This window comes from Saccharicrinis sp. GN24d3 (assembly GCF_052400645.1).
Taxonomy (GTDB): domain Bacteria; phylum Bacteroidota; class Bacteroidia; order Bacteroidales; family Marinilabiliaceae; genus Saccharicrinis.
Genome location: NZ_JBQTGI010000020.1, coordinates 78,609 through 96,718, shown reverse-complemented (window position 1 = coordinate 96,718; position 18,110 = coordinate 78,609). Strand labels below are relative to the sequence as shown.

Annotated in this window: 9 protein-coding genes and 1 pseudogene; 9 read left to right on the top strand and 1 reads right to left on the bottom strand. The window is 39.1% G+C overall.

Going from position 1 to position 18,110, the window contains the following annotated elements:
• The coding region (locus ACT29I_RS20450) for an IS1380 family transposase (RefSeq protein WP_444794299.1) at positions 1-1,393 on the top strand (1,393 nt) is incomplete at its 5' end.
• A gap of 459 nt (positions 1,394-1,852) precedes the next feature.
• On the opposite strand, the pseudogene ACT29I_RS20445 reads toward ACT29I_RS20450, so the two are convergent.
• Positions 1,853-2,053 (bottom strand): annotated as a pseudogene (locus ACT29I_RS20445) (transposase); the annotation flags it as partial.
• 607 nt (positions 2,054-2,660) lie between these two features.
• On the opposite strand from ACT29I_RS20445, the gene ACT29I_RS20440 reads away from it, so the two are divergent.
• The 8 genes from ACT29I_RS20440 to ACT29I_RS20405 all read left to right on the top strand — a co-directional run bounded on the left by ACT29I_RS20440 (position 2,661) and on the right by ACT29I_RS20405 (position 17,836).
• Positions 2,661-5,831: a SusC/RagA family TonB-linked outer membrane protein gene (locus tag ACT29I_RS20440; protein WP_444794298.1), complete on the top strand. Its 3,171-nt coding sequence runs from the start codon at positions 2,661-2,663 to the stop codon at positions 5,829-5,831.
• 94 nt (positions 5,832-5,925) lie between these two features.
• Positions 5,926-7,704 (top strand): RagB/SusD family nutrient uptake outer membrane protein, encoded by a 1,779-nt coding sequence (locus tag ACT29I_RS20435; RefSeq protein WP_444794297.1) that lies wholly within the window; start codon positions 5,926-5,928, stop codon positions 7,702-7,704.
• Between the two features lie 163 nt (positions 7,705-7,867).
• Entirely contained in the window at positions 7,868-9,421 is a 1,554-nt protein-coding gene (locus ACT29I_RS20430; protein WP_444794296.1) for an arylsulfatase, read from the top strand.
• A gap of 60 nt (positions 9,422-9,481) precedes the next feature.
• Positions 9,482-11,095: a discoidin domain-containing protein gene (locus tag ACT29I_RS20425; RefSeq protein ID WP_444794295.1), complete on the top strand. Its 1,614-nt coding sequence runs from the start codon at positions 9,482-9,484 to the stop codon at positions 11,093-11,095.
• A gap of 105 nt (positions 11,096-11,200) precedes the next feature.
• Positions 11,201-12,160 (top strand): LamG-like jellyroll fold domain-containing protein, encoded by a 960-nt coding sequence (locus ACT29I_RS20420; protein WP_444794294.1) that lies wholly within the window; start codon positions 11,201-11,203, stop codon positions 12,158-12,160.
• 144 nt (positions 12,161-12,304) lie between these two features.
• Entirely contained in the window at positions 12,305-14,461 is a 2,157-nt protein-coding gene (locus ACT29I_RS20415; protein WP_444794293.1) for a discoidin domain-containing protein, read from the top strand.
• Positions 14,462-15,030: 569 nt separating this feature from the next.
• Complete coding sequence (locus tag ACT29I_RS20410; protein WP_444794292.1) at positions 15,031-16,461, top strand: NapC/NirT family cytochrome c; 1,431 nt, start codon at positions 15,031-15,033, stop codon at positions 16,459-16,461.
• Positions 16,352-17,836: a Gfo/Idh/MocA family protein gene (locus ACT29I_RS20405; RefSeq protein ID WP_444794291.1), complete on the top strand. Its 1,485-nt coding sequence runs from the start codon at positions 16,352-16,354 to the stop codon at positions 17,834-17,836. The genes ACT29I_RS20410 and ACT29I_RS20405 overlap by 110 nt, the downstream gene beginning before the upstream one ends.
• Positions 17,837-18,110: the final 274 nt, after the last annotated feature.

Sequence of the window (18,110 nt, the reverse complement as noted above, 5' to 3'; positions counted from 1 at the left end):
TCCAAATGGCTTAAAAGGAACATTCGGTTGGTACATGTTGTATATGCCGGTAAAAATGGAAAACAAATTTACAAACTTTACGGCACTATTGCCGCTTAATTTTTTAACGAACTATTGTTATAGAGGTAATACAGCGGTTTCATTAGATTTTTCAGCAGAAGAGATAAGTAGTGACGGGGCGGTACTGTTGCTCGAAAAATTAGAGCGTAAACATAAGCTAATCAGTTATTTTAGCAAGTTGATGCCAGATTCCCGTAATCCATTTCATATCACGCACAGCATGGTAAAGCTTCTAAAGCAAAGAGTATACATGCTAATGCTTGGCTACGAAGATGCTAATGATGTAACTTATTTAAAGAACGACCCTTTACTTCAAGATGTACTAGAAGGCGAACTTGCTTCCCAACCAACCATTTCCCGTTTAGAGAATAGTTTAGACAAACATTCAATATTTGGACTGTGCTATGCCTGGATAGACCGTTATGTTGCAACACTCAAAAATCGTAAACAAGTTGTTATAGATATAGATGCAACAGATGACCCCACTTATGGCAATCAGCAAATGTCCATGTTTAATGGTTATTACGGGCACTTCATGTATAACGAGCTGTTTTTCCACGATGGAGGGACAGGTCAAATTATTGTTCCGGTTCTTCGTCCGGGAAACAGTCATTCCAACAAATGGTATGTTGCTATATTAAAATGGATATTGGTCAAAATAAAAGAACAATACCCTGATATGGAAATTTTTATCCGTGCGGATAGTGGCTTCAGTGGTCCTGCATTTTATAAACTTGCCTGTGATTTTAATCTTAAATACTCTATTGGGCAAGCCAGTAACGAAGTACTAAAACAAAGAGTTGCCCGTATTGCAAATGCCGTTACTCACCTGTATGTTTCTCAAAACAGAAAACACCAACATTTTACCAGCTTTGAGTATCAAGCCAAAACATGGCACAAGTCCCAACGGTGCTACTCCAAAATAGAAAGCACAGGTAAGGGATTGAATGTTAGACATTTTATCAGCAATATGGATGAGGCAGATGCTCGTTCAATATATTTTGATTTTTATGTAAAGCGTGGTGATGCAAGTGAAAACCGAATCAAGGAAGTGAAAAATATGTGCTTCTCAGATAGACTCTCCAATCATGGCTTTTGGGCAAACTTCATGAGATTAATATTAAGCTGCATGGCTTACGAGATGTTTTTATTACTAAAACAGGCAATAAAACAAACTAAATATGAAGCCGCAAAGAAATGGCAAGTAAGTACAATTCGTGTTTCTTTACTAAAAGTAGGGGCAACAATAAAAAAGACAAAAAGACGTATATATTATCGATTTTCAAAGGCTTTCCCCCATCAAGATTTACTAAGGCAACTTATTATGCGATAAAAGCAAAACAAACACCAATGGGATAGGTGTGTCTTTTTGTATAAATTGACCATATTCAATTGTTATTTAGCTATTTACAAGTGCTTTTTAGCAAGAATATCGGGAAATCATTCGTAATTTTTCAAAATCTCGCTAGTGAAATCGGTATTTCTAAAAAATTCTATGCGCTTTTTTAGAATTGAACTCGTGATGAATAATGCGGGTTAAATTGTCTTTCAATATCTCTTACCTGGCGACCGGCTATGGTTTTTATTCTCCGTAATGCAGCCCGAGATTTCTTCCTTCTTTTGGAGTGATTATGAAAACGTTGATCTATCATTAACTGTTTTAGAGTCCGAGTATAAGTCTGGAGCAGCACAATTCCTTCTTGTTTTGCTATCACATTAACTCTTTCTATGATGCGTTTATGTAACTTGGCATCTGTTGGATAAGTGATGTTTTTTTCTTGGAGTGTGCTGTCTATAATACCTTTTTTTCTTGGGCTTCTTGTCCAAAAAGTTGCACAGAAACCTTTAATAGTTTTTCAGGGCCTTCTTTGCCTATTCGTTTTCTAAAATGTATTAGTTCAGTCGGGTCAAAAGGCTTTTGGGTCTGGAAGACTTTCTCCCCACTAAAATACTGCCAATAAGTATTTTCAATCCACCTGTCAATTATTGCTTCATCGCTAAGGTTCTAAATGTGCTTTAGCAAAAGCAAGTTTACGACCCTGCGGATTGGAATCGATGGCCGTCCAAAATCCGAATAGTAAACCCAGAACTCGGTTTCGATCTTATCCCAATCAATTTGCTTCGATAAAACACATAGTTCATGCTCTAGGTTAATGAACTTATCCAAAGATGTATCAAAAATACTGAACTGAGTTGTATTGTCTTGTTTTCCAACTATGTAAGCTTTATGTCTAAAATATACATTTACTTGAAGATTAATAAAGTTAAATACAAAAGCTTATCCGCAGGTTATCAACCGTTTAGTCCATTTATTAGGATGAACTAATTATAATCGTTAGAATACCATTATAATATCGGGTTGTATTGGTATTCCGTCGGTAGTCGAGCAGGAAAGCCTATTCAAAATCAAAGATATAGTTAGATTGATTGATTTGTGTACTTTATTTCAAGATTTGATCTCCATGGATTACTGTCATAGTCTGTAATTTTACTAGTGATTAATAATTTAAATAATCATGAGGTGAATTGCTGAATTGAGACTTATTAAAATAGGTTATTGCTGTTTCACCTTTAAGTAATCATTTAATTAATTTCTAAGTATGAAAAAAATTTTAATGTTGTTTGTGCTTTTGTGCTCTCTGGGAATACACTCATTGTATGCACAAGAGATGGAAGTAACCGGAATAGTTACTGATGCGGAGGGGATACCTCTACCGGGTGTTGCCATTATATTAAAAGGTACTACCCAAGGTACAATTACCAATATAGATGGAGAATATACTATTGAGGTACCTTCAAGATCTTCTGTGTTGGTTTTTTCTTTTATTGGAATGCAAACTCAGGAATTTGCAGTTGGTGGAAGAACTATCATTAACGTGGTTCTTAAGAGTGAATTAATTGGATTAGAGGAATTAGTGGTGGTTGGTTTTAGCGTTCAAAAGAAAGCGAATGTTACAGGAGCTACTTCTACCGTAAAAATGGAAGACGTGCTTTCGAACAGGCCAATTACTAATGCACTTGGTGCATTGCAAGGAACTGTTCCCGGTTTGCAAATCACCTCTAATTCCGGTCAGCCAGGTGATCCCGGACTGTCTCTTAATATTCGTGGCCTAACCAGCATAAATGGCGGTGATCCATTGGTGTTGGTTAATAACGTGCCTGCTGCCATCCGTGATGTCAATCCACAGGATATTGAATCGGTGACCGTACTGAAAGATGCTGCTGCTGCATCTATTTATGGTGCTCGTGCAGCTTTTGGGGTGGTCTTGATCACAACCAAAAAAGGGAAAAGAAATAGTAAACCTACCTTTAATTACTCTTCTACCTATAGTTTTTCTTCTCCAACCGAGTTGCCATCAAAAGCCTCTACCTACGATTATGTGAGTGCGCTAAAAGATTGGGGCTACGATCAGTACTGGACAGGTCAGGAGGTAGATTCCTGGTTGACCTATTTAGATGATTACAGAAAAAATCCAGGTACATATCCTAATGGGATAGCCACAAAGGATGGCCTGAACTACAGGTTGAAGGATTCTGATGTGATTGGTGCATTCCTGGATGATAACGGTTTTACGCAAATTCACAACTTCAATGTGAGTGGTGGTAGCGAGAACTCCGCATATAGGGTGTCAATGGGGTATAGTGATGAGGATGGTATTGTTGTAACCGATAACGATAGTTACACCAGATATAACTTCAATACCAATTACCAGGTTGATATTACCTCGAAGTTAAAATCAACCTCAGATATAATGTATTTGAATAGTAAGCAATCGTATCCGATTGGACGGTACGATATAGCTTTGCGAAGAGGTGCATTTACGCCGGCTGAAGGGTTTCATACTTTTGAGGATGGAACGACATATCCTTATGATACCCCTGCTAATATGGAACGTTATAAAACGCCTACAAGTGCAAAAAGCAAAAATTTACGCTTATTTGAAAGGCTGGATTATGAATTAATAAAAGATCTGATATTCACAGGTGAGTTTACCTATGAAACAAAAGACTTTATGCAATATTCAGTGGATGAGCAAATTCAGACAGTGAATGCCGATGAGTTAACATTGAATGCTGCTGATCCGGAGAAAACTTTTTACCAAAAGTACAATTCTCAGTCTGAATACAAGGCTTATAACGTGTATGCCAATTATACTAAAGAATTAGGGCATCACCATATAGGTGGATTAATTGGTTTTAACAAAGAAGATTACAATACCGAATCGTTCTGGGCAAAAAAGAATAATCTGATTAATGTGGATTTGCCTTCTATTTCAATGGCCAGTGGCGATGTGACTGCTGACGATAGCTTTGGTTCGTGGGCTGTTATGGGAACTTTTGCCCGTTTAAACTATAACTACAAAGAGAAATATTTTTTAGAGGCGAATGGTCGTTACGATGGATCGTCTCGTTTTGCCGAAGGTGATAGATATGGTTTCTTTCCTTCTATTTCAGCAGGATGGACTATTAGTAAAGAGTCGTTTATGGCAGATGTTGCTGCTATCTCTTTGTTGAAACTACGTGCATCTTGGGGATCTATAGGTAACCAGCAGACTTCAGGTCTATATCCTGCTATCCCCGGCATGTCCATAGGACAAGCCTTATGGATCAATACGAATAAAGGGGTGCGATACAATACCATTAATACACCTGGATTAGTGAGTGCCGGCTTTACCTGGGAAGAGGTAGTAACAAAAAATATTGGGTTCGATTTAAACATATTAAATCACCGTTTAACTTCTTCTTTCGATATTTATTCGCGCGAAACTATAGGTATGCTTGCTCCGGGCGCAGAATTACCTGCCGTGTTGGGTGCAAGTGCTCCTCAGCAAAATGCCGCCGATCTAAAATCATATGGTTGGGAATTGCAAATGGGTTGGAAAGATAAAATTAAAGATTTCTCCTACCATGTGGCGTTTACCTTGTCCGATGGTCAATCTAAAATTACCAAATTCGATAATGAGGCAGGTTTGTTAAGTCAGTATTACAACGGATACAAGTTTGGTCAGATTTGGGGTTATGAAACAGATGGATACTATACAACAGATGATTTTGTTGATGGGACTTTAGGTGCCAACCTGATGAATGGTACATTAAAAGATGGTATACCCTATTATAAAGGAACTAATCCAAACCCTGGTGATATAAAGTACAAAGATTTGGATGGAGATGGAATCATCTTCTCTGGTGATAATACATTAGAACCATCAATCGATCCGGAAACTGGAGAAGTAATTCCAAATACAGGTCCTGGTGATCGGAAAATTATTGGTAACAGTACCCGTCGATATCAGTTTGGTATCAATGGTGGCGCGGAATACAAGGGTTTTGATTTTTCATTTGTAATCTCGGGTGTTGGTAAGAGAGATGTATGGCGAGACAATAGTCTGCGTTTCCCATCTTATAACCAGTTTATCCCCTTATACGCACACCAGTTAGATTATTGGACTCCTGAGAATACAGATGCTTATTTTCCACGTAACTACTATGATGGAAAAGTGAATTACCCATACAGTAAGCTGGTGCAAACTAAGTATTTGATTAATGGAGCTTACCTGGCGGTAAAGAACCTGACCTTAGGGTATACTTTGCCAAAGAATATCATGGGTCGTTTGGGTATAGATAAATTAAGGGTTTATGTAGCCTCTGAGAATCCTTTTATGTTGGATAATTTCCCTGATGGAAACAATCCTGAGTTAGAAAACAAAGGTGAAGGAGGAACATATCCTTATATGAAAAGTTTTATTGCCGGATTGAACTTAACTTTCTAAATAACAATTTACTAATGAATGATGATAAGAGCCGTAACGATCTTTGCAAAAATGTAAATTCTGTTATGGAGTGTTCAATAAAAAAAATAAACAGATGAAGAAAAAATATTTATTGATATTATTGTTTGCACTGCTATTAATAGCATGCGAAGACAGTCTGGAGAGGTTTCCAGCAGATCAGTTAACAGTTCCAACAACCTTCACAAATAACTCTAACTTTGAGATATATGCATGGGGGTTTTATGATGCTTTTATTGGATACAGCAGCCGGGATGTTTTGAATCAAGAGGCGCGATGCGACCTGGCGCTTTATAACACTTCTACACAACCAAACAGTTGGTTGCATCAATTAATAACAGTGCCATCTTCGTCAAGCACATGGAACAATGCATATGCACGCATTAAAAGTATTAACTTGATGCTTGACAATATTGAGGGGGCGACATCAAAATTAACTGATAAAGAAAAAGCGCATTGGAAAAGTGTCGGTTTGTTTTTTCGTGCTTATGAGTATATTAATCTGGTGAACATTTATGGTGCTGTGCCATGGGTTGATAAGGTACTTACTGATTCGGATGAAGAGTACCTTTATGGAGAACGTACCCCAAGAGATGAGGTGGCAAAGAATATCCTGGACGATCTGACATGGGCCGAGGAGCATATCAACGCCAATGGGAATGGTGAAAATACGGTTAATCGCGACGTTGTAAGAGCTTTAATTACCCGTTTTGGACTTCGTGAGGGGACTTGGCGTAAGTATCATAGCTTAGGGGGTGAAACGCCATATTTGCAAGCGAGCTTTGAAGCTAGTAAAGCGTTGGTAACAGATCATCCAACAATAATTGATGACTATCAGTACGTGTTTAATAGCGAAGATCTGGCAGGAAAACCCGGTATACTGCTTTATAAAGCCTACATTCCTATTAAAATGCGCCATTATTTGTCGCATCACACGGGAAGTTCTATTGGGAATTGGGATGTAACCAAAAAAGGTATGGACATATACTTGTGTACCGATGGACAAACCCGCTGGACAAGTCCTTTGTTTGCTGGAGATAAAGATCCCTACGATGAGTTTCGTAATAGGGATCATCGTTTATATTACACGGTACTTCCTCCATATAGGGTAAATGCCAGTGGTAAAACATATACCAAATTGGCGGATATAAAGGTGAATGAGTACATCGATTTAATGGATGAAATTTCTACCTACGAGCAAAAAACATTACCAAACTGTAACTGGGCGGGTAATGTTCTGAAGGTATCCCCTCATTTCCGAAAGTATAATGAAGGGCAAGGCTTCAATGCCACTGCAACCGGGTATTGGTTATATAAGTTTCAGAACAGAATCTCTCAGGGATTTCAAAATTCAGATGTGCACGATGCGCCTCTGTTCCGTATGGGAGAGGTGATGCTGAACTATGCAGAGGCTGCTTTTGAGTTGGGTGAATTTACACAAGCAGTAGCCGATGCTACTGTAAATAAACTCAGGGCTCGTGGTCATGTGGCAGCGTTAAGTATTAGCGCCATTCCTGATGATCCAACCCGTGATGCAACGGTGGAACCAGCTCTTTGGGAGATTCGCCGTGAACGTGCTGTTGAGTTAATGTATGAAGGTTTCCGTACCGATGACCTGAGACGCTGGAAAAAATGGGGTGAATATACAAAAGAGGCTAAATTAGGTCGATGGGTTGTGAATTCGGAATATGGTAACAAATTACCTATTCAGAATGGAGCAGATGAAGGCTATGTGCAACCTTATGCCGCACCTGAAGGGGTACCAGATCATTACTATCTGTCACCAATTCCTTCTGATCAAATTGTATTAAATCCACAATTGAAACAAAATCCAGGTTGGAGCAGCATTCCTTAAACAGAATTGACTTATCCCGGAATAATCTGTTCCGGGATAAACTTTTCCAGATAGGTGATTCATCCTACATAAAATCAACTTGAGGGTTGAAGGACTCTGTTTGGGATACATCTGTTGCGAATGACTTCAAATGATTGAAAACTCATATCAGATCACTATTATAATGAAGAATATATTTTCCCTCCTGGGGTGTCCTGTTTTACTTGGTATCATGAGTCTGACAGGAGCTTGTGTCGATTCAAAAGAAGTAAATAATACGAAACCCAATATCATTTACATTTTGGCTGATGATTTGGGTTATGGCGAGTTGGGATGTTATGGTCAAAAACTGATCGAAACGCCCAATATTGATAATTTAGCTCAAAATGGAGTTCGTTTCACTCAGCATTATGCAGGCGCGCCCGTTTGTGCTCCATCTCGTTGTGTATTGCTTACCGGAAAACACATGGGGCACTCCTATGTGCGCGGTAATGATGAATGGTCAGAGCGCGGAGATGTATGGAACTACCAGGCAAATATTGCCGATTCCACTTTGGAAGGACAAAGACCTTTACCCGAGGAAACTGTCACGATTGGTCATCTGTTGCAAGAGGGAGGATACAAAACAGGCGTTGTAGGGAAATGGGGATTAGGAGCGCCTCATACCAAGGGCATTCCGACCAAACAAGGTTTTGACTATTTCTTTGGCTACAATTGCCAGCGACAGGCACATACTTATTATCCTGTTCATTTGTATGAAAACGACCATCGGGTTTATTTGGATAACGATACGGTTGCGCCGTCGACAAGACTGGCAAAGGGGGCAGATCCATATGATGCAGCCTCTTATGCCCCTTTTACACTAAATGAATATTCTCCTGATTTAATGTTTGACAAGCTCAATGGGTTTGTCGAAGAAAATCAGCATCAACCTTTCTTTCTGTATTGGGCTACACCAATTCCTCATGTTCCTATTCAGGCTCCAACAAAATGGGTGGATTACTATGTGAAGAAATTCGGAGATGAAGAACCGTACATTAATAAAGGCGGTTATTTTCCCCACAGATACCCACATGCAGGTTATGCAGCTATGGTATCCTATCTTGACGAACAGGTAGGGCAACTAGTGAACAAACTAAAGAAATTGGGTCTTTACGAGAATACCCTAATCATTTTTACTTCTGACAACGGGCCTACATTTAACGGCGGTGCCGACTCCGCTTGGTTCAATAGCGCAGGCCCCTTTAAAAGTGAATTCGGTTGGGGTAAATGCTTTTTGCATGAAGGTGGCATACGTGTCCCTATGATTGCATCATGGCCGGGTAAAATTAAAGCGGGATCGACTTCGGATCATGCTTCTGCCTTTTGGGATGTGTTGCCAACTCTTTGTGATGTGTCTGGAGTTGAAAAGCCAAAGGACACTGACGGTATTAGTTTCTTGCCTGAACTCCTAGGGAAAAAGCAGGATCAACACGACTATTTCTATTGGGAGTTTCCTGAAATGGGAGGGCAAATTGCCGTACGAATAGGTCAATACAAAGCTATTTGTAAAAATGCCATGAGTCAACCCGATAAACATTTCGAATTATTCGATCTTGAAGCTGATCCACAGGAAACGATAGATATTTCTGCTCAGCATCCTGATTTGATGGAACGTGTTGAAGAAATAATTCGAAAAGAACACCTCCAGTCGCACAATGACTTATGGAAAATAAAACGGCTTGGCGATAAAGAATAAGCCGGGTTTAATTTTATAGTATCAAAACATGATTATTTAAAAAAAATAAATGAGTTAGCTATGAAGAAAAGAAATATCAGCTTGATCCTTTTTTTTATGATAAATATTTCAGTCGGTCTTTACTCGTGTTCAAGTTATAAGGAAGAAACGCCCGAACCAACTCCGAATCCAATTCCGGCTGAGCCTTCAGGAGAGTACAGCTCCGAGATGCCTAACACGCTGAATGTGGTGTATTTCGTACCAAACGATATGCAAGGGTCAAAAACCTACCACAAGCGACTATCGGGTGTGATGCTTTGGATGCAGGAATGGTACAAACAGCAAATGATCCGTTATGGCTATGGGACTAAAACATTTGGTTTACTAAAAGATACCAATTTGCCCGATGTTTATGTGAAAATTACCAAGATAACAGCTAAGCAAGGTAAGGATTATTATCCTTATAGCGGTGGAGGTCAAAAAGCGATTCCTGAAATCAAGGAGTATTTTGCAGCACATCCCGAAGAGGAAAACAGTGATCATACTATCATCTTCATGCCAAGTACTAAAGGACAACATGGCAGCGATGCAGGTGGGCAACCGTTCTACGGTCTTGGCAGGTGGTGTTTCGCTTTGGATTATGAGTTTTTCGACATGAAGTATTGGAATACCGATCCTCAGGAAGTTCGTTGGATTGGAGGTACGATTCATGAATTGGGTCATTGCCTGAACCTGCCACATAATAAGCAATTGGCTACAGAAGATTGGATTTCGATGATGGCCGATGGAAACCACTATCTCTATCAGACACCTGATAAAATCAATTTCACGGCCGCCGATGCTGCAATCCTAAACAATAATGAGGTGTTTAATACAGGTGAAATCGACTATTATGAAAAAGAGGCTGATTTTGAATTGAAGAAAATGCGTATCTACGCTGATAACGACAATTTATATCTCAATGCGAAATTCACTACCGATATTCCGGTGAATGCTATCATTGCCTACAACGACCCTCATGTTAAGGATGGTGATGCTGATTATAATGCTGTTACCTGGACCACAACTGAAATCAATGATGGAACAGCTACCTTGACGATGCCATTGAATGGTATCCACTCTGAATTTAATGTGTTCCCCTTTGAGATGCGGGTGAAATTTTGCCATGAGAATGGACGTAATACTTCATTCGTTTATAACTATCAATTTGTGGACGGGAAACCGGATATCGATATCAATGTTGAGGAAATTGCAGAGATCGATAAAACGATGTGGAAAGTGTTGAGTATTAACTCCGAAGATACCGGAAATCCAAATCCACCGGCAGGGCACAAGGAAGCGTTGATCGATGGGGATATCAATGTGATCTGGCATTCACAATGGCGCGAAGATCCAACCAGTTATCCTTACGAATTCGTGATTGACTTGAGTAAAGAGGAGACGCTGAACGGCATGTTCTTCTATCAGCGTCAAAACAACACCAACGGTTCGGTTAAAGACATTGAGATATTAACCAGTACTGATAATACCACCTTTACTTCGGCTGGAGAATTCAGTTTAGGGATGGCGACATCACGACAGGATGTGAAATTCAGTACGCCGGCATCAAGCCGCTTCATTAAGGTCATTCTTAAAAATTCAAATGTCGAAGGCAACATCTCTGTTTGCTCATTAGGAGAAGTGGGGGCCTTTTAATTGAAATAACAAGATAGTACCTCCGGACTCATGTAGAAACCAGAGGTGATTCTTAAAGAGACTAAAATGTTGTAGTATATAGTTAACTAATTAATTTAAATTATTATGAAGAAAAATTTACTAATGTTTACCTTGATGCTATTTGCATCTGTTATGTTGAAGGCGCAAAGCACAACACCCGTTTTTCATTACAAATTTGACGGAAACCTGGAAGATGCCTCCGCTAACAGCAATGATGCTGTAAAAACAGGAACTGTGGCATATGGAACAGGGATTGATGGACAAGGGATTGTTTTCACTTCGGGGGTGGATAATACTACGTCTCATACTTTTACACTTCAAACGCCGGCCGGGTTGTTAAATCCTGCTACTGATGACTTTACCTTGTGTGGTTGGATAAAAATAGATGCGACTGCGGGAGTAGATGAGTACGTGATGGTGCATCAGGCGCCGGGATCAGGGCAAAGGAGAAGCTTTTTGTTTGTTTCTGAAACTACCGGAACCTTTGGTTATCTAGGTTCATTCATTGCCGGAGAAAATTCTTATTCGGAATCTGCAATCAACCCAGGTGAATGGACATATGTGGCATTGAGGTCAAATCATACGACGAACACCGTTACCCTGACATTGAATGCTGAACATACTGTTACAACAGACCGCACACCCGAGAGTTGTGACGGAGCGATTGTATTCGGCCGTCATGATGTGGGATCTAAATTTTTCCAGGGAGAAATGGATGAGTTCAGACTTTATAAGGAGCTTTTGACCGATGCCGAACTGGATGCAATCAGAGCCCAGGATGTACCTACTGGTATTTCAAAAAATGAATTGTCTGAAAAAGTAGCAGTTGTGAATCCGGTACGAAACGGGAAATTGCAAATTCAGGTTAATGGTATGACAGGTAGTAAGTTGATTGAAGTGTATAGCTTAACCGGACAAAAAATGATGGAAGCAATATTCGAAGGCGATTCGTTTACGAGTGATTTGAAGCTAGGTAAAGGCTGTTACCTGTTAAAAATAACTGCCGGAGGGGAGTTTGTTTCAACAAAAGTACTCACTGAATAGGAGCAATAAATTTTGTAGCACTTAATTATGGAGTGTTATGTTTTAATGAAAGAGAATCCAAAATATAATAGCGTACAAAAACGTTAATTCATAGTTTTGGATATTTTCTTTTTAGTTATCGTTTTTTTTACAAAGTTTTGTCCAATGAAAAAAATCGCATTTACCGTTTTCATCTTTATAGCTGCATCTTTGCATCTTTTTTCACAGGAATCGTACAATGTTATTAATATCAATCCTGATCCACAGGGAGAACCCTGGATTGTTGAAGGATACCGGCCTCCACGACCGGAAAGCAGATTGTCCCAATCTGATCTTCACGCCTTACGTGGAGCGCAGCTTAAAAGTACCGACCTGCCTGTACAAATTGATAACTCAACGCAGCTATACATGCGTCCTGTTTTTTCTCAGATAGGAGGTTCGTGTGGGTCAGCCTCCCGTATATGTTATATGTTAGCTTACGAGTTAAATTGTTACCGCAATCAATCGGGTAGTCTGCCACAAAACATGCTGCCTTCACACTTCACCTGGCTACTCACCGATCAATATTCGAGCAAGGAAGCCATGGCCAAAGGAACCGGAGTGCCGAATACACAGACCTATGGCGGTTCATTGGTTTCAGGTATTTATGGAGGTGATGTGGATTGGCCCAGTTTAGTCAATGCACCTGATTATGGATGGATGAATGGATATAATAAATGGTACTCCGCCATGAGCAACCGTCTGGAGAAGAGTGGTGATTTCCTGTTGGATTCACCCGCTGCATTACAGTATTTAAAAGAGTGGTTGCACAATCACTGGGAGGATACGAGCTTCAGGGCCGGAGGTGTTGCCGGAGCCGGATGTGCCACCCAGGGTGCTCAATATGCGTTGGCGACTAACGGTTTGACTATCGTTCAATCATGGGGGCCGGCAGTGGATCATGGTACCACCTGGGCTGGTTATGACGATGAGGTTGCTTTTGATTTTAATGGCGATGGCCGTATCACCAACAATGAAGACACTAATGGTGATGGCCGTATAGACATGCTCGATTGGGAGAAAGGGGCTTTAATCATGCTCAATAGCTGGGGTCCCAACTGGAAAAACAATGGAACCGTTTTTGTACCGTATCGTTTATTGAAAAAAGATAACATGGGGGCTGAACTATATTGGATTAGAAAGGATTATAAGCCCCGAAGAACCATAAAGGTAAAAATGAACTACAGTGCCCGAAGTGAGCTTAAGATGAGTGTGGGAATCGCTTCCGATATAAATGCTTCCGAACCTGAGAAACTAGTAGTTTGCGAGCATTTTAATTTTGCCGGAAACGGAAAAGTACCGATGCTTGGAAGGTGGAATGATGGAATAATGCACACCGAAGACATGGAGTTTGGCTATGACCTGACAGATCTTACAGAAGGATATGATGCAACGCAGCCGCTAAAATATTTTCTGTATATGGAAACAGCATCGGGAGCCTCAGGCACAGGCGAAGTTGTGACTATGTCGGTTTTGAATTATGACACACCCGAAGAGCAGGAGGTCCGATCAATGCAAAAAAATGTGACCATAGAAAATAATGGGGAAATCACTCTGGTATCGGTGGTTATGTCAGGCGGAAAAGCCATTCCATCTATATACATACCAAGTAAGGACTGGACAATTGTTTCATGCAACTCCGAAGATCCGATGGAGCATATTAAAACTGAAAAAGCCATTGATGGCGATGAAACAACACATTGGCATTCCCGATGGTCGACTGGCACTGATCCGTTTCCACATGAAATAGTTGTGGACATGGGTAAAAGTTATGATTTGACTACATTTGAGTATTTACCCCGACAAGACGGAGGAAAGAATGGGCATATAGGTGAGTATGAATTATATCTATCCGATGATCCCATGAGCTGGGGTTATCCGGTGGCTACAGGAAATTGGATTTACAGTTCGTTTGCCAAAGAGGTATCTTTTGCTCGAAAAAATGCCCGGTACTTTAAGGTTGTATCACTCTCCGAGGCCAATGGAGGCCCCTGGAGTTCAGCTTCTGAGTTCCGGTTTAAAGTAAGTGATAATTCAGAGACGGCTGTAGGGAAGAATGAATTGCTACAATTGAAAGTTTGGTATTCAGACAGTCAGTTAAATATTAGGTATATGACTGATGAAGGTGTTGTAAAAGTATATAATCTGCAGGGACAGGTAGTATACATGAATCAATTACAGTATGGACATGTTATGTTACCGATTTACTTGCAGAAAGGAATTTATATTGTTTGCATATCTACTACAAAAGGGCATTATAAAGAGAAAATATATTTTCATTAAATATATATGAAGGTTTATTAATTAGGTTTATTTTTTCAATAGTCACTTTTGCTGAAAAGTCGGATAGCTTATGAAATAGAAAGATTAACTTTTTATTTATTTGAATTTTAGGTGTACTTAAAATGGAATGAGATCTTGTAATCGATTTCCTCTTTTTGTGCACCTTTTTTTATATGGAGATACAGTTTATAATACTCATAATTATACAGAAGGCCACATCATTTTTGCAATAATGGTACTATTGCTCATATAAGATGGAATCTTCATGATTTGTATACTTTATTTCACGATTTGAAGTACTTTTTTTTGTTTAGGAGTAGGTACTTTTACTTGTACTCAGTTAAGTTAATAAATGTAAGTTTAATAGGTGGAAGCAGGAGACATGTAGATTATTGTACTTGTTAAATCATGAATCAATACAGAAGAAGAAGAAATTATTATTTCTGTTGATGTGCTTGTGTTTCTTAGGGGACATAGTTCAGAACATAAATGTATTTTGATTCGTTTTTTTAAATGGAAATAAATATCACTTTATAAGATAAGAAAGTTACATTTTTAAGCTTAAAAAAATGAGAATAAAGAAAGAGTCTCAACTTAATCAATCAATGTGTTTCTTGCTCTTGCTCATGAGCTTTTGCTTTGCAATTGGAATTGTTGTCTCTTTAGAGAGAATTGACAAAGAAACATCCCGGAATGAATATTGTATGTCTTGCCATATACATTCACAGGCCGCAAGCTCATGGAAACTCTCCTCACATAACAACAACAGGATTGGAGTTGTGGTTGATTGCGTCAATTGCCATTTACCTCCTAAAAGTCAGAGTAATTATTGGCCTGTAAAAATGAGAAGTGCTTTAAAGGATTTTTACTCATATTGCTTCAAAGATCCTGATAAGATCAATTGGGAACAGAAGTCTCAACTGGAGTATGCCAGACGGCACACCTTTAATGCTTCCTGTATTAAATGTCATGAGAACTTATTTCCCCTGCATTTGTCTAAAAAGGGAGATCAGGCCCACTTTTATTACAAAAATAATCAGGATAATTTGCAATGTATCAATTGTCATTTAAGTGCCGGACACGGTACAAAAAACATTCACAATGTAAATACAGAGTTACTAAAAGCGGAACATAAACATGATACATACGAACAAGCTACTGATGTTAATCAATTTGTTTCTTTTAAAGAGAAAATTCCGGGTACATCAGTGACTTTTGATATGCTTGCCATTCAAGGGGGATTCTATAATAATAATCAGGATGAAATCATAAAAATCGGATCTTTTTTCATGGGTAAAATTGAGGTATCATGGGATGAATATAGAGCGTTTTTAAGGGACACTGAAACCGAAGGTCGTATTATTAGTGATTATATGAATGTAGATGCAATCTCCGGACCAACACCCCCGTTTGGAGATCCTTCGCAAGGCTGGGGAATGGGTATGCGACCTGCTATAACCATGACCTGGAATGCTGCAAACACTTATTGCAAATGGTTATCATTTAAAACAGGGAAAAAATATCGTTTACCAGGCAAATATGAATGGTTATATGCCTGTAATGCAGGTAGCAATAAAGAATTTTTTTGGGGTGAAAACCTTGAAGACGTAGTTTCGAAAGGATTTCTTAGAAGATTATTCAAGAAGCCGAGCGATGATATTAATAAGTACGTAATCTGGAAAGGAAACAGTAATGGAAAAACAGGAATGCCAGAGGATGTTTTGCCAAATGACTTTGGTTTGATAAATATGATAGGAAATGTAAAAGAATTTTGTTTTGATACAGTTCCTTTATTAAATGAAAGTAAAGGAGTGAAACATGTTATTATGGGAGGTTCATTTAAAAGCACAACAACAGAACTTCTTTTAAATTACAGAGATCATACTCAACATGAAAAATGGTTGGTCACAGATCCACAAATTCCTAAAAGCAAATGGTGGTATTCCGATTGTAATGATGTTGGTTTTCGTGTGGTTTGTGAATGGAACCCGTTTGAATAAAGGTAGTGAAAATGTAAAGATTAAGATTGATATGAGTATTGAAGAATACAATAACAGCCGGAGGAAATTTCTAAGAAACACCGCAGCCGCAGGTATTTTGGCCATAGCAGGAGCCAACACATTCCTTTCGTCCTGTCAGTCAGAAAAAAAGGAAAAATACAAGTTTCCTTCACTTCTGTCGCAAGCTCCTGACGGTTCTCTATTAAAGGCCGGAGTGGTTGGTTGTGGTCATCGTGGTACAGGCGCAGCTCTCAATTTCCTGAATTCTGGTTCTAATGTTGAAATTGCAGCACTAGCAGATATTTTTCCTGATTGTGTTGAAGCATGCAAACAGAAGATTAAAGAACAAAAAGGGGTAGATATATCACCCGATTTATGTTTTTCCGGCATTAATTCATTCGAAAAACTAATGGAATGTGATGTGGATGTTGTGATTCTGGCTACACCTCCGCATTTTCGTCCGCAACATTTTAAAGCTTGCGTAAAAGCTAAGAAACATGTGTTTATGGAAAAACCTGTTGCTGTTGATCCTGTAGGTGTAAGATCCGTGATGGTTTCTGCTGAGAAGGCAAAAATGCTGGGATTATCCGTTGTTGCCGGAACTATTAAAAGACATCAGCAAGATTATATTGAGACTTATCGACGGATTGCAGATGGGCAGATCGGTGATATTGTATCGTCCAACAGTTATTATAATATAGGCAAGCTTTGGCACAGAAATCCAAGACCCGAATGGTCTGAACTTGAAAATATGATTCGTAATTGGGTAAATTGGAGTTGGCTCTCCGGGGACCATATTGTTGAGCAACATGTACACAACTTAGATGTTGTAAATTGGTTTGTGGGAAAACATCCTGTAAAGGCTCTGGGTTTTGGTGCGCGCCAACGCCGTATATCAGGTAATCAGTACGACTTTTTTAGTGTTGATTTTGTGTATGATAATGATATACATTATCACAGTATGTGCAGGCAAATCAACAATTGCAGCAACAAAATTTCCGATCGCATACAAGGTACTAAAGGTTCAACCAATTGTGAAAACACCATATTTAACCCCGATGGCTCTATAAAATGGACTTTCGAATATCCGAAGGATGGAAGTGGTTCAAATATCAGCCGGTTAAATACCAATCCTTATGACCAGGAGCTTATTGATCTCGTAACAGCTATTCGTACTGCTAATCCTGTAAATGAAGCCTTTCAAATCGCAGAGTCAACAATGACTGGAATTATGGGGCGAATTTCAGCCTATACGGGGAAAGAAATAAGTTGGGACGAAATGATGAATTCCGATTTATATCTAGGACCAAAAACTTATATAATGGGACCCGTTGATATTCCAAAGGAAGTACCCACAGCTGGAAACAACTTATAATAAATGTAGTCATTGTATTTGTTTCACAGAGATTGATTGCATGGAATAGGCCTATTCTTTTGCATTTGAAGATAATAGCTAGTTAAAGATCTATGTTAAGACTCAATTTCTATCGAAGTCCTATAGATATGATTATATTTCAGTTGTAAATAATTACACTAAAGTTGCTTTAAGCTACACTTTACAAAACAAAACCTTTACCAAAAACTGAGTTGTATCGAAAAACCCCTGGTTTTTTGGAACTATAGAAATGCCAGTAATTCCGTCCAATAGT